A 14,344-nucleotide genomic window follows, 5' to 3' on the forward strand; every position below is an offset into this window, starting at 1 on the left:
CGTGCTCTCGCCGCTTGCCCGTACGCTCTCGTCCGCCGCGCTGCTGGTGCTGTTCGCAGCCGGGTGCGGCGGCGCGCAGAAGCCGTCTGATTCCTCCGATCCGGCGCGGCCGTTGAAGGTGGTGGCGACCACCACGCAGGTCGCCGACTTCGCCCGCAACGTCGGCGGCGACCGGGTCACGGTCCACCAGTTGCTGAAGCCGAACGTCGATCCCCACGACTACGAGCCGTCTCCGGCCGACATGCGGGCCATCGGTGAGGCCGACGTGCTGGTCAAGAACGGCGTGGGCCTGGAGAAGTGGCTGGACGAGACGATCGCGGCCGCCGGGTTCGACGGGACTGTCGTCGACGCCTCCCAGGGCGTCCAGATCCGCATGGGCTCCGAGGAGGGGCACGAGGAGGGGCACGGCGAGGAGGGGCACGATCACGACGAGTCCGAGGGCGATCCGCACATCTGGCACAACCCGCTCAACGTCAAAGCGATGGCCGCCACGATCGAGACGGCCTTCGCCGCCGCCGATCCGCGCGACGCCGCGGCCTACCAGGCCAACCGGGTGGCGTACGACGCGAAGCTGGACGCGCTCGACGCCGACATCGCGAGGAAGATCGAGTCCGTGCCCGCCGACCGGCGCAAGCTCGTGACCAACCACGACGCGTTCGGCTACTACCTCGACCGATACAAGCTGACGTTCGTCGGATCGATCATCCCGAGCTTCGACACCTCCGCCGAGCTGTCCGCCAAGCAGGTGTCCGATCTCGTCGCCGAGATCAGGGCGGCCGGGGTGGCGGCCATCTTCTCGGAGGCGTCGCTGCCGCCCAAGACGGCCGAGGCGATCGGCCGCGAGGCCGGGGTGACGGTCGTGGCCGGCGAGGACGCGCTGTACGGCGACTCGCTCGGCCCCGAGGGCTCGGCCGGTGCGACCTACCTCCAAATGGAGGAGCACAATACCGACACCATCGTCAACGCGTTGAGGGGGACCGCCGCATGAGCGAGCGCACGCCCACCCTGGTGCTCGACCGGGCGAGCGTGGCCTACGGCGACGTCCCGGTCCTCGAGGAACTGCACGGCGTCGTCCACGAGGGCGAGGCCGTGGCGCTGATCGGCCCGAACGGCGCGGGCAAGTCGACGCTGATCAAGGCGTTGCTCGGCCTGGTGCCGGTGGTGCGCGGCCGGATCGAGGTGCTGGGCAGGCCCCCGGCGCAGGCCCGCCGCGACGTCGCCTACGTGCCGCAGGCCGACACGCTCGATCCCGACTTCCCGGTGTCGGTCGAGCAGGTGGTGATGATGGGCCGCTACCGGCGGATCGGGTGGCTGCGCCGCCCCTCCGCCGCCGACCGGGCCGAGACCGCGGAGGCACTGGAGCGGGTCGGGCTGGCCCACCGCGCGCGTGAGCGGTTCGGCACGCTGTCGGGCGGGCAGCGCCAGCGGGTGCTGCTGGCCCGTGCCATCGCCGCCAAGCCCCGGATGCTGCTGCTCGACGAGCCGTTCAACGGCGTGGACGCGGTCAGCCAGCACGCGCTGCTCGAGGCGATCGGCTCGCTGAAGGAGCAGGGCGCCTCCGTCGTGGTCAGCACCCATGACCTCGCCATCGCGCATCTGGCCTGCGACGAGGTGTGCCTGCTCAACCGGCACCAGTTCGGCTTCGGCCCGACCGGCGACGTGCTGACGCCCGAGCGGCTGCGCGCGACGTACGGCGGGCACGCCCTCGAACTGCGCGGCGACCGGGTGATCGTGACCCAGACATGATGTTCTTCGAGCCGTTCCAGTTGCCCTTCATGGCGCGGGCGCTGGTCGAACTGGTCATCCTCGGTGCGCTCGCGGGCACGGTCGGCGTGCTGGTGCTGCTGCGCCGGCTCGCCTTCGTCAGCGACACCCTGACGCACACCGTCTTCCCCGGCGTGGTCATCGGCCACCTCATGGGCGGGGACGGCGGCATCTTCTGGGGGGCGCTGGCCGCCGGGGTCCTCACGGCCGTCCTGCTCACGCTGCTGACGCATCGCCGCCGCGTGAGCGAGGACGCCGCGCTCGCCATGCTGCTGACCACGTTGTTCGCCGTCGGCGTCGTGGTGGTGTCGCGGCAGACGGGCTTCACCTCCGACCTCACGGCGTTCCTGTTCGGGCGGGTGCTGACGGTCAACGAGGAGCAACTCGCCCAGACCGCCGTCGTGACGGTCGTGGTCGTGGCGTTGCTGGCGGTGCTGCGGCGGCCGCTGCTGCTGCGGGCCTTCGACCCCGAGGGCGCCCGCGCGGCCGGCGTCCGCGTGGGCCTGCTCGACCTCGTGCTGAACGTCGCGGTCGCGCTGGTCGTCGTGGCCGCCGTGAAGGCGGTCGGCACGATCCTCGTGATCGCGCTGCTCATCGTGCCGGCCGCGGCGGCCCGGAGCCTGTCCGACCGGCTCGCGGTCATCGTGCCGCTGGCCTGCCTCGTCGGCGCGGCCGGCGGATGGCTCGGGCTCGTCGTGAGCTACGAGGCGTCGGTGGAGCACGGGGTGCGGCTCGCCTCCGGCGCGACCGTCGTGCTCGTCCTGGTCGCGTTGTACGGCTTGGCCCACGCCGCCGGGGCCGTACGCAGGAAGGTGGGCCTGAGCCGCGCCCGCCGTCGCTCGGTCCTGGAGGCGGCGTGAACTGGCTCGACTCGACCGTCAACCGGGCCCTGGTCGAGGCCGTCCTGGTCGGCGTGCTCGGCGGGGTCGTCGGGGTGTTCGTGGTCGCGCGGCGGCTGCCGTTCTTCACGATGGCCCTCACGCACGCGACGTTCCCCGGCATCGTCGTCGCCGCCCTGCTCGGGGTGAACCTCTACCTCGGCGGCGGGTTGTTCGGGCTGCTGGTGGTCGCCGCGGTGCTCCTGTTCGGCCGGGGCCGCGGGCGGGACTTCGGCACGGCCACCGGCATCGCGCTGTCGGGCGGGTTCGCGCTCGGTGTGGTGCTGGTGTCGGCGCAGGACGGCTTCACCAAGGACCTGGCGGCGTACACCGTGGGCGACGTCCTGGCCGTGGGCACGGGTGACCTGGTGGCGACCGCCGCCGTCACCGTGGGGGTGCTGCTCCTGCTGGCCCTGGTGGGCAAGGAACTGCTGCTCGCGGCGTTCGACCCGGTGGGGGCGGCGGCGCTCGGACTGCCCACCCTGCTGCTGGACTTCGCCCTGCTCGCGATCGTCGAGGTGACCGTCGTCGCCACCGTGCCCGCGCTGGGGACGATCCTCGCCGTCGCGCTGATCGTGGGCCCGGCCGCGACCGCCCGCCTGCTCACCGACAGGCTCGCGGCGCTGTTCCCGGCCGCCGCGGCGATCGGGGTCGCCTGCGCACTGGCGGGCGTGTGGGTCTCCACGCAGTGGAACGTCGCGACCGGGGCCTCCATCGCTCTGTTCGTGGGCCTGGTGTTCGGGACGGTCTTCCTCGGGACCGCCGTACGCGGCCGGGTCAGGCGGGCCGCGGCCGTCAGGGCTTGAGCAGGACCTTGATCGCGCCGTCCTCCTTCTTCTGGAAGATCTCGTAGCCGTGCGGGGCCTGGTCGAGCGGCAGGCGGTGGGTCGCCAGGTCGCCGACCCCCAGGGGGTCGCCGTCGCCGGTCAGGAGCGGCATGATGTCGTCCACCCACCGCTTGACGTGGGCCTGGCCCATCCTGAGCGCGATGCCCTTGTCGAACATCCGCAGCATGGGCATGGGGTCGGTCATCCCGCCGTAGACGCCGCTGATCGAGATCGTGCCGCCGCGGCGTACGGTCTCGATGGCGTCCTGCAGCGCGGCGAGCCGGTCGAGGCCGGCGCGGGTCATCATGGCGGCGGCGGCCTTGTCGGGCAACATCCCGGTGACCGTCTGGGCGAACTTGCCGACGGTGTAGCCGTGCGCCTCCATGCCCACGGCGTCGACGACCGAGTCGGTGCCCCGGCCTCCGGTCATCGAGCGGACCGCCTCGGGCACGTCATCGATCTCGTTGCCGTCGAGCACCTCGATGCCGTGCCTGCGGGCCATCTCCAGGCGCTCGTGGACGATGTCCACGCCGATGACCCGGTAGCCGCGGTGGCGCGCGATGCGGGCCGACATCTGCCCGATCGGGCCGAGACCGAAGACGGTGACGCTGCCGCCGTCGGGCACCTCGGCCCATTCGACGGCCTGCCAGGAGGTGGGCAGCACGTCGGAGAGGTAGACGAACCTCTCGTCCGGCGGCCCGTCCGGTACCTTGATCGGCCCGAACTGCGCCTGCGGGACGCGCAGGTACTCCGCCTGGCCGCCGGGCACCTCGCCGTACAGCTTGGTGTAGCCGAACAGGGCGGCGCCCGTGTCGTACTCGCGGACCTGGGTGGTCTCGCACTGGGCGTACAACGCGCGGTCGCACATGTAGCAGTGGCCGCACGAGATGTTGAACGGGATCACCACACGGTCGCCCGGCTTGATGTGGGTGACCTCCGCGCCGACCTCCTCGACGATGCCCATCGGCTCGTGGCCAAGGATGTCGCCCTCGCCGATGAACGGGCCGAGCACCTCGTACAGGTGCAGGTCGGACCCGCAGATCGCGGTCGTGGTGACTCGGATGATCGCGTCGGTGGGTTCCTTGATGGCCGGGTCCGGGACCTCGTCCACCCGTACGTCGCGCTTGCCGTGCCAGGTAACTGCCTTCATGTTTCCCCTCCAGAAAAGGGCCGGGGTGTCGCGATCGTTCCCGTATGCCCTACTTCTGGTGGGAGAAACGGCCCTTCCGGGGGTCAGAGGTGCAGTACGCTGCCCTGCTCGTCCACGTGGTCGGCGCTGTCGTCGTCGAACCAGACGCCGCCCGTCGCGAGGTAGCGGAACCGGTGCGCGCCGGGCGGAAGGATCACCGACACGGTGCGGGTGCCGTTCCTGCGCCGCAGCAGTTCGTGGCTGCCGGGCAGCCAGTCGTTGAAGTCGCCGACCACGCTGACCGTCCCCGAGGGGTCGTCAACGGGCAGGGTGAAGGTGACTCGGGTCTTCTGCCCGAACAGCCGGGTGCGCTTGAGCATGCCGCATAGCCTGGCGTACGGCATCTAAAGGAAGAAACCAGTACACGCAGGACGTAACACAATATTCACGCCCTTTTCAGGGCGCGTGTCCCACCCCGCAGAGGAACCAGGTGGGCAGGTGCCGCCGGGCCTGCCGGGCGAGCAGGTTCTCGTCGTCGGGCCGCCAGTCGTCCAGCGGGACCAGGCCCGGTTCGACGAGGCGGAAGCCGTCGAACAGCTCGTGGATCTGCTCGCGGCTGCGCAGGGTGACGCCGCTGCTGGCCTGCCTGTAGACGGCCGCCCCGTCGTGGGCGTCGCCGGACCGCTCCTCGTCGGTGACATGGGACAGCACGAGATGGCTGCCGGGGGCCACGGACTCCCTGAGCCGGGCCACGAGCTCGGCCGGCTTGTCGTCGTCGGTGAGGAAGTGCAGCACGGCCACGAGCAGGATCGCGACCGGCTCGGCGGGATCGATCAGCGACCGCAGCTCCGGGTGGTCCAGGATCTCCTCGGGCCGCCGCAGGTCCCCCTGCACGGTCACGGTGGCGGCGGCGGTGCCCGACAGCAGGGCCCGGGAGTGCGCGAGCACCACCGGGTCGTTGTCGACGTACGCCACCCGGACGCCGGGGTCCATCTCGTGCGCCACCTCGTGGACGCTGCCCTCGGCCGGCAGCCCGGTGCCGATGTCCACGAACTGCCGGATCCCGGCCTCGGCCACCAGGTGGCGGACGGCCCGGCGCATAAAGGCCCGGTTGCGGCGGGCCAGCGCACGGGCCTCGGGCGCGACCTCCAGAACCCGCTCCGCGGCCTCCCGGTCAGCCGCGAAGTTGTCCTTTCCGCCGAGAAAGTAGTTGTACATGCGCGCGGGATTGGGGACGCGCGCATCGATACCGGGTGGTGGCGGCGCGTCATCGGCCACGTAATATCTCCTCACTCACAGCAGTAAAGAGGACTTGCTGCGAGCATAAGGGCCGCCCGGGAGAAACCCAACGAAGAACGCCATAACTCTGTGACTCCATCTTGTCGCGGGATTCCCGTTCGCCACCGCAGCCGTACGGCGACGGCGGCGCCGGACAGCCCGGTGAGCACGCAGGTGGCGGCCTCCAGCGCCAGATCGCCGGTGAGCAGCGGGGAGCCCTGAGGCAGGAAGGCGACGATCAGGGCGAGAGTCGTCCCCCAGGCCCCGAGCGCGGCCCGCGCGCCCCGATCGGTTCACCCGTACGTCCTAGGACCATCGTCCGATATCGCGCGGGGTCCACGGAGATCTATAACGGGCATATGTACGCCGTCAGATTGCATGCCTTCGGTCCCGCCGAGAATCTCGTCTACGAGGAGGTCGAGGATCCCGAGCCCGGGCCGGGCCAGGTCCGCGTCGCCGTACGGGCGGCCGGGGTGCACCTGGTCGACACCACGTTGCGGGCCGGGAAGTACGCGGGCGGCCCGATCCCCGTCCCCGACCTGCCCACGATCCCCGGCCGGGAGGTCGCCGGGGTCGTCGACGCGGTCGGTCCCGAGGTCGATCCCGGCCTGGTCGGCAGGCGGGTGGTGACCCATCTCGGCATGGCCCCCGGCGGCTACGCCGAGCTGGCCGTACGGGACGCGCCGGCGATCCACGAGATCCCGGACGGCCTCGGGTACGGCGAGGCGGTGGCGATGATCGGCACGGGCCGGACCACGATCGGCATCCTCGACGTCGCGGAGATCCGGGCGGACGACGTCGCCCTGGTGACGGCGGCGGCCGGAGGCGTGGGCAACCTGCTCGTGCAGGCGGCGGTGCGGGCCGGCGCCACGGTCGTCGGGCTCGCCGGCGGCGCGGCCAAGGCGAGCCGGGTCCGCGCGCTGGGCGCGCACCACGCCGTGGACTACACCGCTCCCGGCTGGCCCGACCAGGTGCGGGCGCTCCTCGGCGACCGGGAGGTCACGCTGGCGCTCGACGGCGTCGGCGGGGACCTCGGGCGCAGCACCCTGGAGTTGCTCGGCGTCGGCGGCAGGATCGTGCTGTTCGGCTGGGCGGACGCGCGGGGCGGCCCGACCGCGCTGACCACCGAGGACCTGTACGCCCGAGGCATCACGGCGGCGGTGGCGGTCGGCCCCCGGGTGCTGAAGCGGCCGGGCGGCCTGCGGGGCCTGGAGGAGCGGGCGCTGGCGGCCGCGGGGTCGGGCGCACTGGTCCCGCTGGTGCAGAGTTTCCCGCTCAAGGACGCCGCCGCCGCGCACGCCGCGCTGGAGGACCGCGCGACCACGGGCAAGGTCGTCCTCGTGCCCTGACCCTTCAGGCCACGAGCACGGGGTGGGGGAGCACCGAGTTGTGGCAGTAGCCGAGGTCGTTCCACGGGGTGGCGTCCGGCTGGGAGCGGCCGTGCTCGTCGGTGGCCCGGACCCGCACCACGTGCGCGCCAGGGTCAGGACTCCAGGGGAACCGCCAGCGGGTCCAGACGCCGGGGAGGTCCGGTCCGTCGAGGGCGGCCGATCGCCAGGGGCCGTCGTCGATCCGGTAGCCGACGGCCGTGACGCGGTCCTCTCCGGCGTACGCGCGGCCGCGGATCGTCTGCGGAACGGGGCTCAGGCGCGCGGGCCAGGGCAGCTCGACCAGGCACGCGACCGGCGTGGAGGTGATCGGCACGGTCGGTCGGCCCGGCGCGGTGAGCACGTAGTCGTCGGTGTTCCACGGCACGCGCAGCGGCCGGTCGGACACCTCGATGCGGCCCACCCACTTGATGCTCGCCGCGCCGAGCCAGCCGGAGACGACCACGCGGGCGGGGAATCCGTGGTCGGGCGGCAGGATCTCGCCGTTCATGGCGAGCGCGAGCAGGGTGTCGGACGCCAGGGCCTTGGCGAGGGGCATCGGGCGGCGTGCGCGCGCCCCGTCGAGCCCTTCGGGCATGACCTCGACGGCGGCGTCCGTGAGCCCCGCCGGTTCGAGCAGGTCGCGCAGCGGGATCCCGGTCCACTCGGCGGTGCCGACCGCGCCGCGGCCCCACTGCACCCCGCCGAAGCGGTGGCCGTGCTCGGCGCCGAAGAGGGCGCGCCGGTTGCCCGCGCACTCAAGGGTCCGGACGACGGACACGAGCGGGAAGCGGCGCCACAGGTCGTCGTAGGTGTAGCGGACGGTCCGGCGTACGCCGCCGCCCTCGACGCGCAGCGTCCAGGATCGCGCGTCGAGACAGGGGGTCGGGGCGTGGTTGCGGACGAAGAACCGGTCGGTGGGAGTGAGCAGGCCGGGCAGACGGTCGGGCCGGGTGCCGTAGTCGAGGCCGGTGCCCGCGTCCTCCATGAGATCGGCGGTCGTCGGCTTCACCACCGCCGTGCGGATGCCGGGTGTCGTACGCATCGGCCCTCCCCTTCCGGGCCGGCGCGGTGACGGGCCCGTCAGCCCAGGTCGTGGCTCGCTCTCCGGGCCTGTCGCTCGGCCCAGGACGCGAGACGTGACCAGCGCCGGGCCGCGACCAGGCGGCTCGCGACGCGCGCGTTGTCGGCCTCGCGGTGCAACTCGGTGATGCGCTCGGTGGCTACGGAGTAGTCGTAGAACATCATTGCCGTCCCGGTGGTCGTTGTAACTGTCCTAATTGCCTTAGTCAGTTACAAAGGTACGGCAAAGGAGTGTAACTGGTCAAGCCAATTTGGACAGTTACGGTGTGGTTGCTCGCTGTGTGTCATACGCCCGGATCACGGTGTCGAGCAGGCCGGGGAAGAGTGCGTCGAGGTCCTCGCGGCGCAGGGAGCTCATCTTCGCGGTGCCCCGGTAGACCTGCCTGATCACGCCCGCCTCGCGGAGCACCCGGAAGTGGTGGGTGGTCGTCGACTTGCTGACCGCGAGGTCGATCGCCGAACACGACGACTCGCCGCTGCCGGCGAGATAACCCACCACCTGGAGGCGTACGGGATCGGACAGCGCGTGCAGCACGTCCTCCAGCCGGATCTCGGACCGGTCCGGATGGTCGAGCGTCCGAGGGGTCATCGGGCCTCCTTTGTACGACGGTCTTCGTAGTTTGACAGATTGCGTACTACGAGAGCTATCGTACAAGAGTCCCGACGACGAGAGGAGCGCGGCGTGAGCGCGTTGTTCGAGCCCCTGACCCTGCGGAACCTGACCATCCCCAACCGCGTCTGGATGTCGCCCATGTGCCAGTACAGCGCGGCGGTGGAGGGGCCGGAGCAGGGCGTCCCCACCGACTGGCATCTCGCTCACCTGGGCTCCCGCGCGGTGGGCGGGGCCGGTCTGATCGTGGTCGAGGCCACCGCCGTGTCCCCCGAGGGCCGGATCAGTCCCGCGGATCTCGGCCTGTGGAACGAGCGCCAGGAAGCGCGGTTCGGCCGCATCGCCCGGTTCCTCGCCGAGCACGGCACGGTGCCCGGCATCCAGCTCGCGCACGCGGGGCGCAAGGCGTCCGCCGACCGCCCGTGGCGGGGCGGCGCGCCGGTCGGCCACGAGGAGCACGGCTGGCGGCCGGTCGCGCCCAGCCCGATCCCGTTCGCCGAGGGCCACCCGGTGCCGGACGAGCTGAGCGAGGCGGACATCCGGCGGCTGGTGGAGAGCTTCGCGGCGGCCGCGCGCCGCGCGCTCGCGGCCGGTTTCAAGGTGGTGGAGATCCACGGCGCCCACGGTTACCTGATCCACGAGTTCCTGTCGCCGTTCAGCAACCGGCGCACCGACGGGTACGGCGGGTCCTTCGCCAACCGCGCCCGCTTCGCGCTGGAAGTGGTCGACGCGGTGCGCGCCGAGTGGCCGGACGAGCTGCCGGTGTTCTTCCGGGTTTCGGCCACCGAGTGGCTGAGCGAGAACCCCGGGGACCCCCGCGAGGGCTGGACCGCCGACGACACCGTACGGCTGGCCAAGGAGCTGCTCGCCCACGGGGTGGACCTGCTCGACGTCTCGACGGGCGGCAACGCGCCGAAGGCCCGGATCCCCGTGGAGCCGGGATACCAGGTGCCGTTCGCGGCGCGGGTGAAGGCGGAGACCGACCTGCCCACGTCGGCCGTCGGCCTCATCACCGAGCCGCGCCAGGCCGAGGAGATCGTCGCCTCCGGGCGGGCCGACGCGGTGATGCTGGGCCGTGAGCTGCTGCGCGATCCCTACTGGCCGCACAACGCGGCGCGCGAGCTGGGGGCGGCCGGGCGCCTGCCCGACCAGTACGACTGGGCGGTCTGAACGCCCGAACGTGGGTAGGGGTGGCCGTATGGCAGAGATCGGTTTCACTCTTATGTGCGAGCAGACGCCCGCGAAGGAGCTGGTGGAGGACGCGGTCGCGGCCGAACGGACCGGTTTCGACTACGCCGTCATCTCCGACCACTACTTCCCGTGGCTGGAGGAGATGGGCCACTCTCCGTACGCCTGGTCGGTGCTGGGCGCGGTGGCGCAGGCCACGGAACGGCTGCCGCTGATGACGTACGTGACCTGCCCGATCATGCGGTATCACCCGGCCGTGGTGGCGCAGAAGGCGGCCACGGTGGGCGTGCTCAGCGACGGCAGGTTCACCCTCGGCGTGGGCGCGGGCGAGAACCTGAACGAGCACGTGGTCGGGCACGGCTGGCCGCCGGTCAACACCCGGCACGAGATGTTCCGTGAGGCCATCGAGGTCATCAAGGAGCTCTTCCAGGGCGGCTACCGCAACTACCGCGGCGAGTACTTCGACATCGACTCGGCCCGGCTGTTCGACCTGCCCGAGCGGCCGGTGCCCATCGCGGTGGCCGCGTCCGGCGAGCAGTCGGTGGACATCGCGGCCGAGCTCGGCGACGGCCTCGTCGCGACCGACCCGGACGGGTCGCTGGTGGAGAAGTTCGCCGCGTCCGGCGGCGAGGGCAAGCCCGTCTACGGCCAGCTCGCCGTCTGCTACGACCCCGACAGGGACGCCGCGATCGAGCGGGCGCACCGCATGTGGCGCTGGGCGGTGACCGGCTGGAAGGTCATGTCGGAGCTGCCCGCGCCGGTCAACTTCGCCGCCGCGACCGAGACCGTGCGGCCGCAGGACGTGGCGGAGAAGGTGCCCTGCGGCGCCGACGTGGACGCCGTGGTCGAGGCCGTGCGGCAGTACACCGACGCCGGCTTCACCCACCTCGCGCTCGTGCAGGTCGGGCGGGAGCGGCAGCGGGAGTTCTTCGAGTGGTCGGAGAAGGAGCTCCTCCCCGCGCTGCGCGACCTGGCAAAGAATTAGAGACTTGATCTAGAGAGTTGCTCTAATTAGAGTCGGCGCATGACATCCACCGCTGTGGTGACGGGCGGCTCGCGCGGCATCGGGCAGGCGGTCGCGGCCCGTCTCGCCCGCGAGGGGTTCCGGGTGGTGATCGTGGCCCGCGATCCCGTGCGCGGGGAGGCGGCGCGGGCGGCCCTGCCGGTCGACGCGGTGCTCGTGACCGCCGATCTGGCCGAGACGGCGTCGGTGCGCGCGGCGGCCGCCGCGCTGCTGGAGGCCTGTCCGCGGATCGACGTGCTGGTGCACAACGCGGGAATCTGGCCGGCCCGGCGTGAGATCACCGGGGACGGCGTCGAGCGGGCGTTCGCGGTCAACCATCTGGCGCCGTTCCTGCTGAACCACCTGCTGGAGGAGCGGCTGCGGGCGAGCGGCACGCGGGTGGTGCAGGTCAGCGCGGGCCTGTACGTCAAGGGCCGGCCCGACCCCGGCCGGACGGTGACCGGACTGGACTTCCACCCCGTCAGGACGTACGCCGACACCAAGCTGTGCAACCTGATGATGGTGCCGCTGTTCGCCCGGCGATGGCAGGATGCCGGGGTGACGATCGACGCGGTCCACCCGGGGGTGATCCGGACCGATCTCGGAGCTCGCGGCGGCGTGCTCGGGCTCGTGCTGAAGGCGGTCAAGCGCACCTGGGGCACCCCGGACGACGGCGCCGAACCCGTCGTACGGCTCGCCCTCGACGGCTCCGGCGGCACCGGGCGCTACTTCGAGATCGGCGACGAGACCCCGCTCGCCCCCGTCGCGCGCGATCCCGAGATCGCGCAGGCGCTGTGGCGGCAGGCCGCTGCGCTGACAGAGACGGCGTGACCCGCCAGCGGCGCGGCGAGGAGACGGTGCGGCGGCTGCTCGACGCCGCGCTCGCCGTCTACACCGACGACGGGCCGCAGGGCTTCACGATGCGGGCGGTCACGGCACGCAGCGGGGTCAGCGTCGGCAGCCTCTACCATCACTTCGGCAGTTTCGACGGCCTGGCGACCGCGCTCTACTCCGAATGCATGGCCGATCTGCTCGACGTGCTGATCGCGGCGCTGGAGGGCGTGGACGACCCCCGCTCCGGGGTGCACGCGCTGGTCGAGGCCTATCTCGGGTTCGTGCGGGCGAGCCCGGTCAAGGCGCGGTTCATCCACGCCTCGCCGTACCTCGGGCACCTGGAGCAGAAGACGGCCGCCGTGGCCAAGGAACCCCGCCTCGACGCGCTGGTGGCGTGGCTGCGCCCGCACATCGCGTCCGGAGCGGTCGCGGACCTGCCGGTATCGATGATCGAGATGCTGCTGATCGGCCCGGTCGCGGAGGTCGCCCGCCGCTGGGTCGCCGGCGAGCCGGGGGTGGACCTCGACGAGGCCGCCCGGCTGCTGCCCGAGCCCATCTGGCGGTCCCTGAGCGGAGGCCCGTACGGCGCGTGAGATGATCGCGCTCGGCACCGCGGATGGGGAGGAACGGATGTCCGAGCGCACGCAGACGGTGACGGTCGCGGACGGCGGGTTCGACCTGCGCCTGTGGATTCCACAGCGGGGGAGCGGCCCGGGGCTGCTGCTGATCCCGGAGATCTTCGGCGTGAGCGACTATATCCGGGCCGTCGCCGCCGACCTCGCCGAGCTCGGCTACGTCGTGGGCGTCCCGGACCTGTTCTGGCGGCTGAACCCCGGCTGGGCGGCCGCGCACGACGAGGAGGGGCTGCGCGCCTCGCTGGAGCAGGTGGCGGACCTCGACCCCGGCAAGGCCGCGGACGACTGCGCCGCCGCGCTCGGCGCGCTCGCCGCGCGGCCCGAGGTGACGGGCCGGACCGGCGCGCTCGGCTTCTGCCTCGGCGGCTCGCTGGCCTACGCGGTGGCGGCCCGCAGTGACGAAAGCGGCCTGTCGGCGGTGCTGTCCTTCTACGGCTCGGCCGTTCCGGACGCGCCGCAGCTGCTGGACGACATCCGCTGCCCGATCCAGTTCCACTTCGGCGGGCGGGACCCCTACATCCCCCGGGACCGGGTGACGATCGTGGAGGAGGCGGCGGCCGGGCGGCCGGGCGTGGAGGTCCACGTGCAGGAGGAGGCCGGTCACGCCTTCCACAACTTCTACGCGCCGATGTTCCACAACCCCGAGGCGGGCCGTACGGCGTGGGCGCTGGCCGTGGACTTCCTGCGCCGTCACCTCCCGGCGGTCTGAGCCTCCCGCTTCCAGGGGAGCGCGGGCAGGCCGCACCGCACGCGCAGGAGCATCCAGAAGGCCGGGGCGAGCAGCAGCACGGCGAGCAGCATCCAGACGGTCTCGGTGTTGCCGACGCCGAACATCTTCAGCGCCGAGGCGAGCAGCACGAACGCGAGGACGCGGCGGATCAGCCCGCCGGGGGCGCGTGAGGAGATCCGCGAGCCGAGGTAGACGCCCGGGATCGAGCCGGCCAGCAGCGCGACCGTGACCGACAGCGTGAACTCGCCGAACATCAGATGACCGAGCGCGGCCGACATGACCAGCGGCACGGCCTGGACGAGATCGGTCCCGACGAGCTGGTTGGCCTTCAACGCGGGGTAGAGCGCCAGAAGGGCCACGATGATCAGTGAGCCGGAGCCGACCGAGGTGATGCCGACCACCAGCCCGCCCACGGCCCCCACCAGCGCGGTCGGCAGCGGTCGTACGGTGACGGCGGGCATCTCGGTCGCGGCCGGTTCACCGGGGGCGGCGGTACGGCGGCCGGTCTCGGGGGTGCGGCCCTCGGCGCGGTCGCGCATCGCGAGATAGCCGCGTACGGCCAGGCCCGCCGCCGCGATGAGCAGCGCGATGCCGAGGCCCTTCTGGATCACGTTCTGCACGCCCTCGCCGTCGCCGAGCGCGCGGGCGAGGAGCACGCCGCAGAACGCCGCGGGGACCGAGCCGGCGCACAACCAGGCGACGAGCCGCAGGTTGACCGTCCCCCGGCGCAGGTGCACGAAGCTCCCCACCGGTTTCATCACGGCGGCGGCGACGAGGTCGCTCGAGACGGCGGCGAGGGGCGGCACGCCGAAGAACGTCACGAGCATGGGCGTCATCAGGGCGCCGCCGCCCATCCCGGTCAGGCCGACGACGACGGCGACCAGGAAGGAACCGATCGCCATGGTGTAGTCGAAATCCACTCGCTTACCCTACCAAACCCATCGGAAATACGGATACCCCCTGGGGTGGGCGACCGTTGACGTGATGGTCGTCGAACGAATACGGTTGCCCGGGCTTA

At 72.1% G+C, this 14,344-nt stretch carries 17 protein-coding genes; 10 read left to right on the plus strand and 7 right to left on the minus strand.

The window, feature by feature from the left end:
* Position 1 precedes the first annotated feature (1 nt).
* From HHX30_RS09205 to HHX30_RS09220, 4 genes are read left to right on the plus strand one after another with little or no spacing between them, the layout of a single operon-like run.
* On the plus strand, positions 2-988 hold the full coding sequence (locus tag HHX30_RS09205) for a metal ABC transporter substrate-binding protein (protein ID WP_169981381.1): 987 nt from the start codon (positions 2-4) through the stop codon (positions 986-988).
* A complete protein-coding gene (locus HHX30_RS09210) occupies positions 985-1,746 on the plus strand; it encodes a metal ABC transporter ATP-binding protein (RefSeq protein WP_169981383.1) in 762 nt (253 codons plus the stop codon). The genes HHX30_RS09205 and HHX30_RS09210 overlap by 4 nt, the downstream gene beginning before the upstream one ends.
* Positions 1,743-2,624 carry a metal ABC transporter permease gene (locus HHX30_RS09215; protein WP_169981385.1) on the plus strand — a complete coding sequence of 294 codons (882 nt, stop codon included), beginning with the start codon at positions 1,743-1,745 and terminating at the stop codon, positions 2,622-2,624. The genes HHX30_RS09210 and HHX30_RS09215 overlap by 4 nt, the downstream gene beginning before the upstream one ends.
* A complete protein-coding gene (locus HHX30_RS09220; protein WP_169981387.1) occupies positions 2,621-3,448 on the plus strand; it encodes a metal ABC transporter permease in 828 nt (275 codons plus the stop codon). Before HHX30_RS09215 ends, HHX30_RS09220 begins: the two co-directional genes overlap by 4 nt.
* Here the strand turns inward: HHX30_RS09220 and HHX30_RS09225 are convergent.
* The 3 genes from HHX30_RS09225 to HHX30_RS09235 all read right to left on the minus strand — a co-directional run bounded on the left by HHX30_RS09225 (position 3,438) and on the right by HHX30_RS09235 (position 5,876).
* Positions 3,438-4,619: a zinc-dependent alcohol dehydrogenase gene (locus HHX30_RS09225; RefSeq protein WP_169981389.1), complete on the minus strand. Its 1,182-nt coding sequence runs from the start codon at positions 4,617-4,619 to the stop codon at positions 3,438-3,440. The two genes, HHX30_RS09220 and HHX30_RS09225, sit on opposite strands and share 11 nt — an antisense overlap.
* A gap of 83 nt (positions 4,620-4,702) precedes the next feature.
* The gene (locus HHX30_RS09230) at positions 4,703-4,978 is read right to left on the minus strand and encodes an isoamylase early set domain-containing protein (RefSeq protein ID WP_169981391.1); all 276 of its coding nucleotides are present in this window, start codon (positions 4,976-4,978) and stop codon (positions 4,703-4,705) included.
* A gap of 76 nt (positions 4,979-5,054) precedes the next feature.
* On the minus strand, positions 5,055-5,876 hold the full coding sequence (locus tag HHX30_RS09235; protein WP_310742090.1) for an SAM-dependent methyltransferase: 822 nt from the start codon (positions 5,874-5,876) through the stop codon (positions 5,055-5,057).
* Between the two features lie 359 nt (positions 5,877-6,235).
* Here HHX30_RS09235 and HHX30_RS09240 point away from each other — a divergent pair, with 359 nt between their 5' ends.
* Positions 6,236-7,225 (plus strand): zinc-binding dehydrogenase, encoded by a 990-nt coding sequence (locus HHX30_RS09240; RefSeq protein ID WP_169981393.1) that lies wholly within the window; start codon positions 6,236-6,238, stop codon positions 7,223-7,225.
* A gap of 4 nt (positions 7,226-7,229) precedes the next feature.
* Here the strand turns inward: HHX30_RS09240 and HHX30_RS09245 are convergent, their stop codons facing one another.
* From HHX30_RS09245 to HHX30_RS09255, 3 genes are all read right to left on the minus strand, one after another.
* Complete coding sequence (locus HHX30_RS09245; RefSeq protein WP_169981395.1) at positions 7,230-8,288, minus strand: sulfite oxidase; 1,059 nt, start codon at positions 8,286-8,288, stop codon at positions 7,230-7,232.
* A gap of 38 nt (positions 8,289-8,326) precedes the next feature.
* Positions 8,327-8,491 (minus strand): hypothetical protein, encoded by a 165-nt coding sequence (locus HHX30_RS09250; RefSeq protein WP_169981397.1) that lies wholly within the window; start codon positions 8,489-8,491, stop codon positions 8,327-8,329.
* 94 nt (positions 8,492-8,585) lie between these two features.
* Entirely contained in the window at positions 8,586-8,915 is a 330-nt protein-coding gene (locus HHX30_RS09255; RefSeq protein WP_169981399.1) for a helix-turn-helix transcriptional regulator, read from the minus strand.
* A gap of 93 nt (positions 8,916-9,008) precedes the next feature.
* Here HHX30_RS09255 and HHX30_RS09260 point away from each other — a divergent pair, with 93 nt between their 5' ends.
* Genes HHX30_RS09260 through HHX30_RS09280 form a run of 5 tightly spaced genes read left to right on the plus strand, consistent with a single transcriptional unit; the run spans position 9,009 to position 13,305 of the window.
* Positions 9,009-10,106 carry an NADH:flavin oxidoreductase/NADH oxidase gene (locus tag HHX30_RS09260; protein WP_169981401.1) on the plus strand — a complete coding sequence of 366 codons (1,098 nt, stop codon included), beginning with the start codon at positions 9,009-9,011 and terminating at the stop codon, positions 10,104-10,106.
* Between the two features lie 28 nt (positions 10,107-10,134).
* Positions 10,135-11,109 (plus strand): LLM class F420-dependent oxidoreductase, encoded by a 975-nt coding sequence (locus HHX30_RS09265; protein WP_169981403.1) that lies wholly within the window; start codon positions 10,135-10,137, stop codon positions 11,107-11,109.
* A 39-nt stretch (positions 11,110-11,148) separates the two neighbouring features.
* Positions 11,149-11,958, plus strand: coding sequence for an SDR family NAD(P)-dependent oxidoreductase (locus HHX30_RS09270; protein WP_169981404.1), 810 nt, complete (start codon positions 11,149-11,151; stop codon positions 11,956-11,958).
* A complete protein-coding gene (locus HHX30_RS09275; RefSeq protein ID WP_169981406.1) occupies positions 11,955-12,554 on the plus strand; it encodes a TetR/AcrR family transcriptional regulator in 600 nt (199 codons plus the stop codon). The genes HHX30_RS09270 and HHX30_RS09275 overlap by 4 nt, the downstream gene beginning before the upstream one ends.
* Positions 12,555-12,591: 37 nt before the next feature.
* Positions 12,592-13,305 (plus strand): dienelactone hydrolase family protein, encoded by a 714-nt coding sequence (locus HHX30_RS09280; RefSeq protein WP_169981408.1) that lies wholly within the window; start codon positions 12,592-12,594, stop codon positions 13,303-13,305.
* Here the strand turns inward: HHX30_RS09280 and HHX30_RS09285 are convergent.
* On the minus strand, positions 13,287-14,228 hold the full coding sequence (locus HHX30_RS09285; protein WP_169981527.1) for a sulfite exporter TauE/SafE family protein: 942 nt from the start codon (positions 14,226-14,228) through the stop codon (positions 13,287-13,289). The two genes, HHX30_RS09280 and HHX30_RS09285, sit on opposite strands and share 19 nt — an antisense overlap.
* Positions 14,229-14,344 lie beyond the last annotated feature (116 nt).

Source organism: Microbispora sp. H10836, assembly GCF_012999525.1.
GTDB lineage: Bacteria > Actinomycetota > Actinomycetes > Streptosporangiales > Streptosporangiaceae > Microbispora.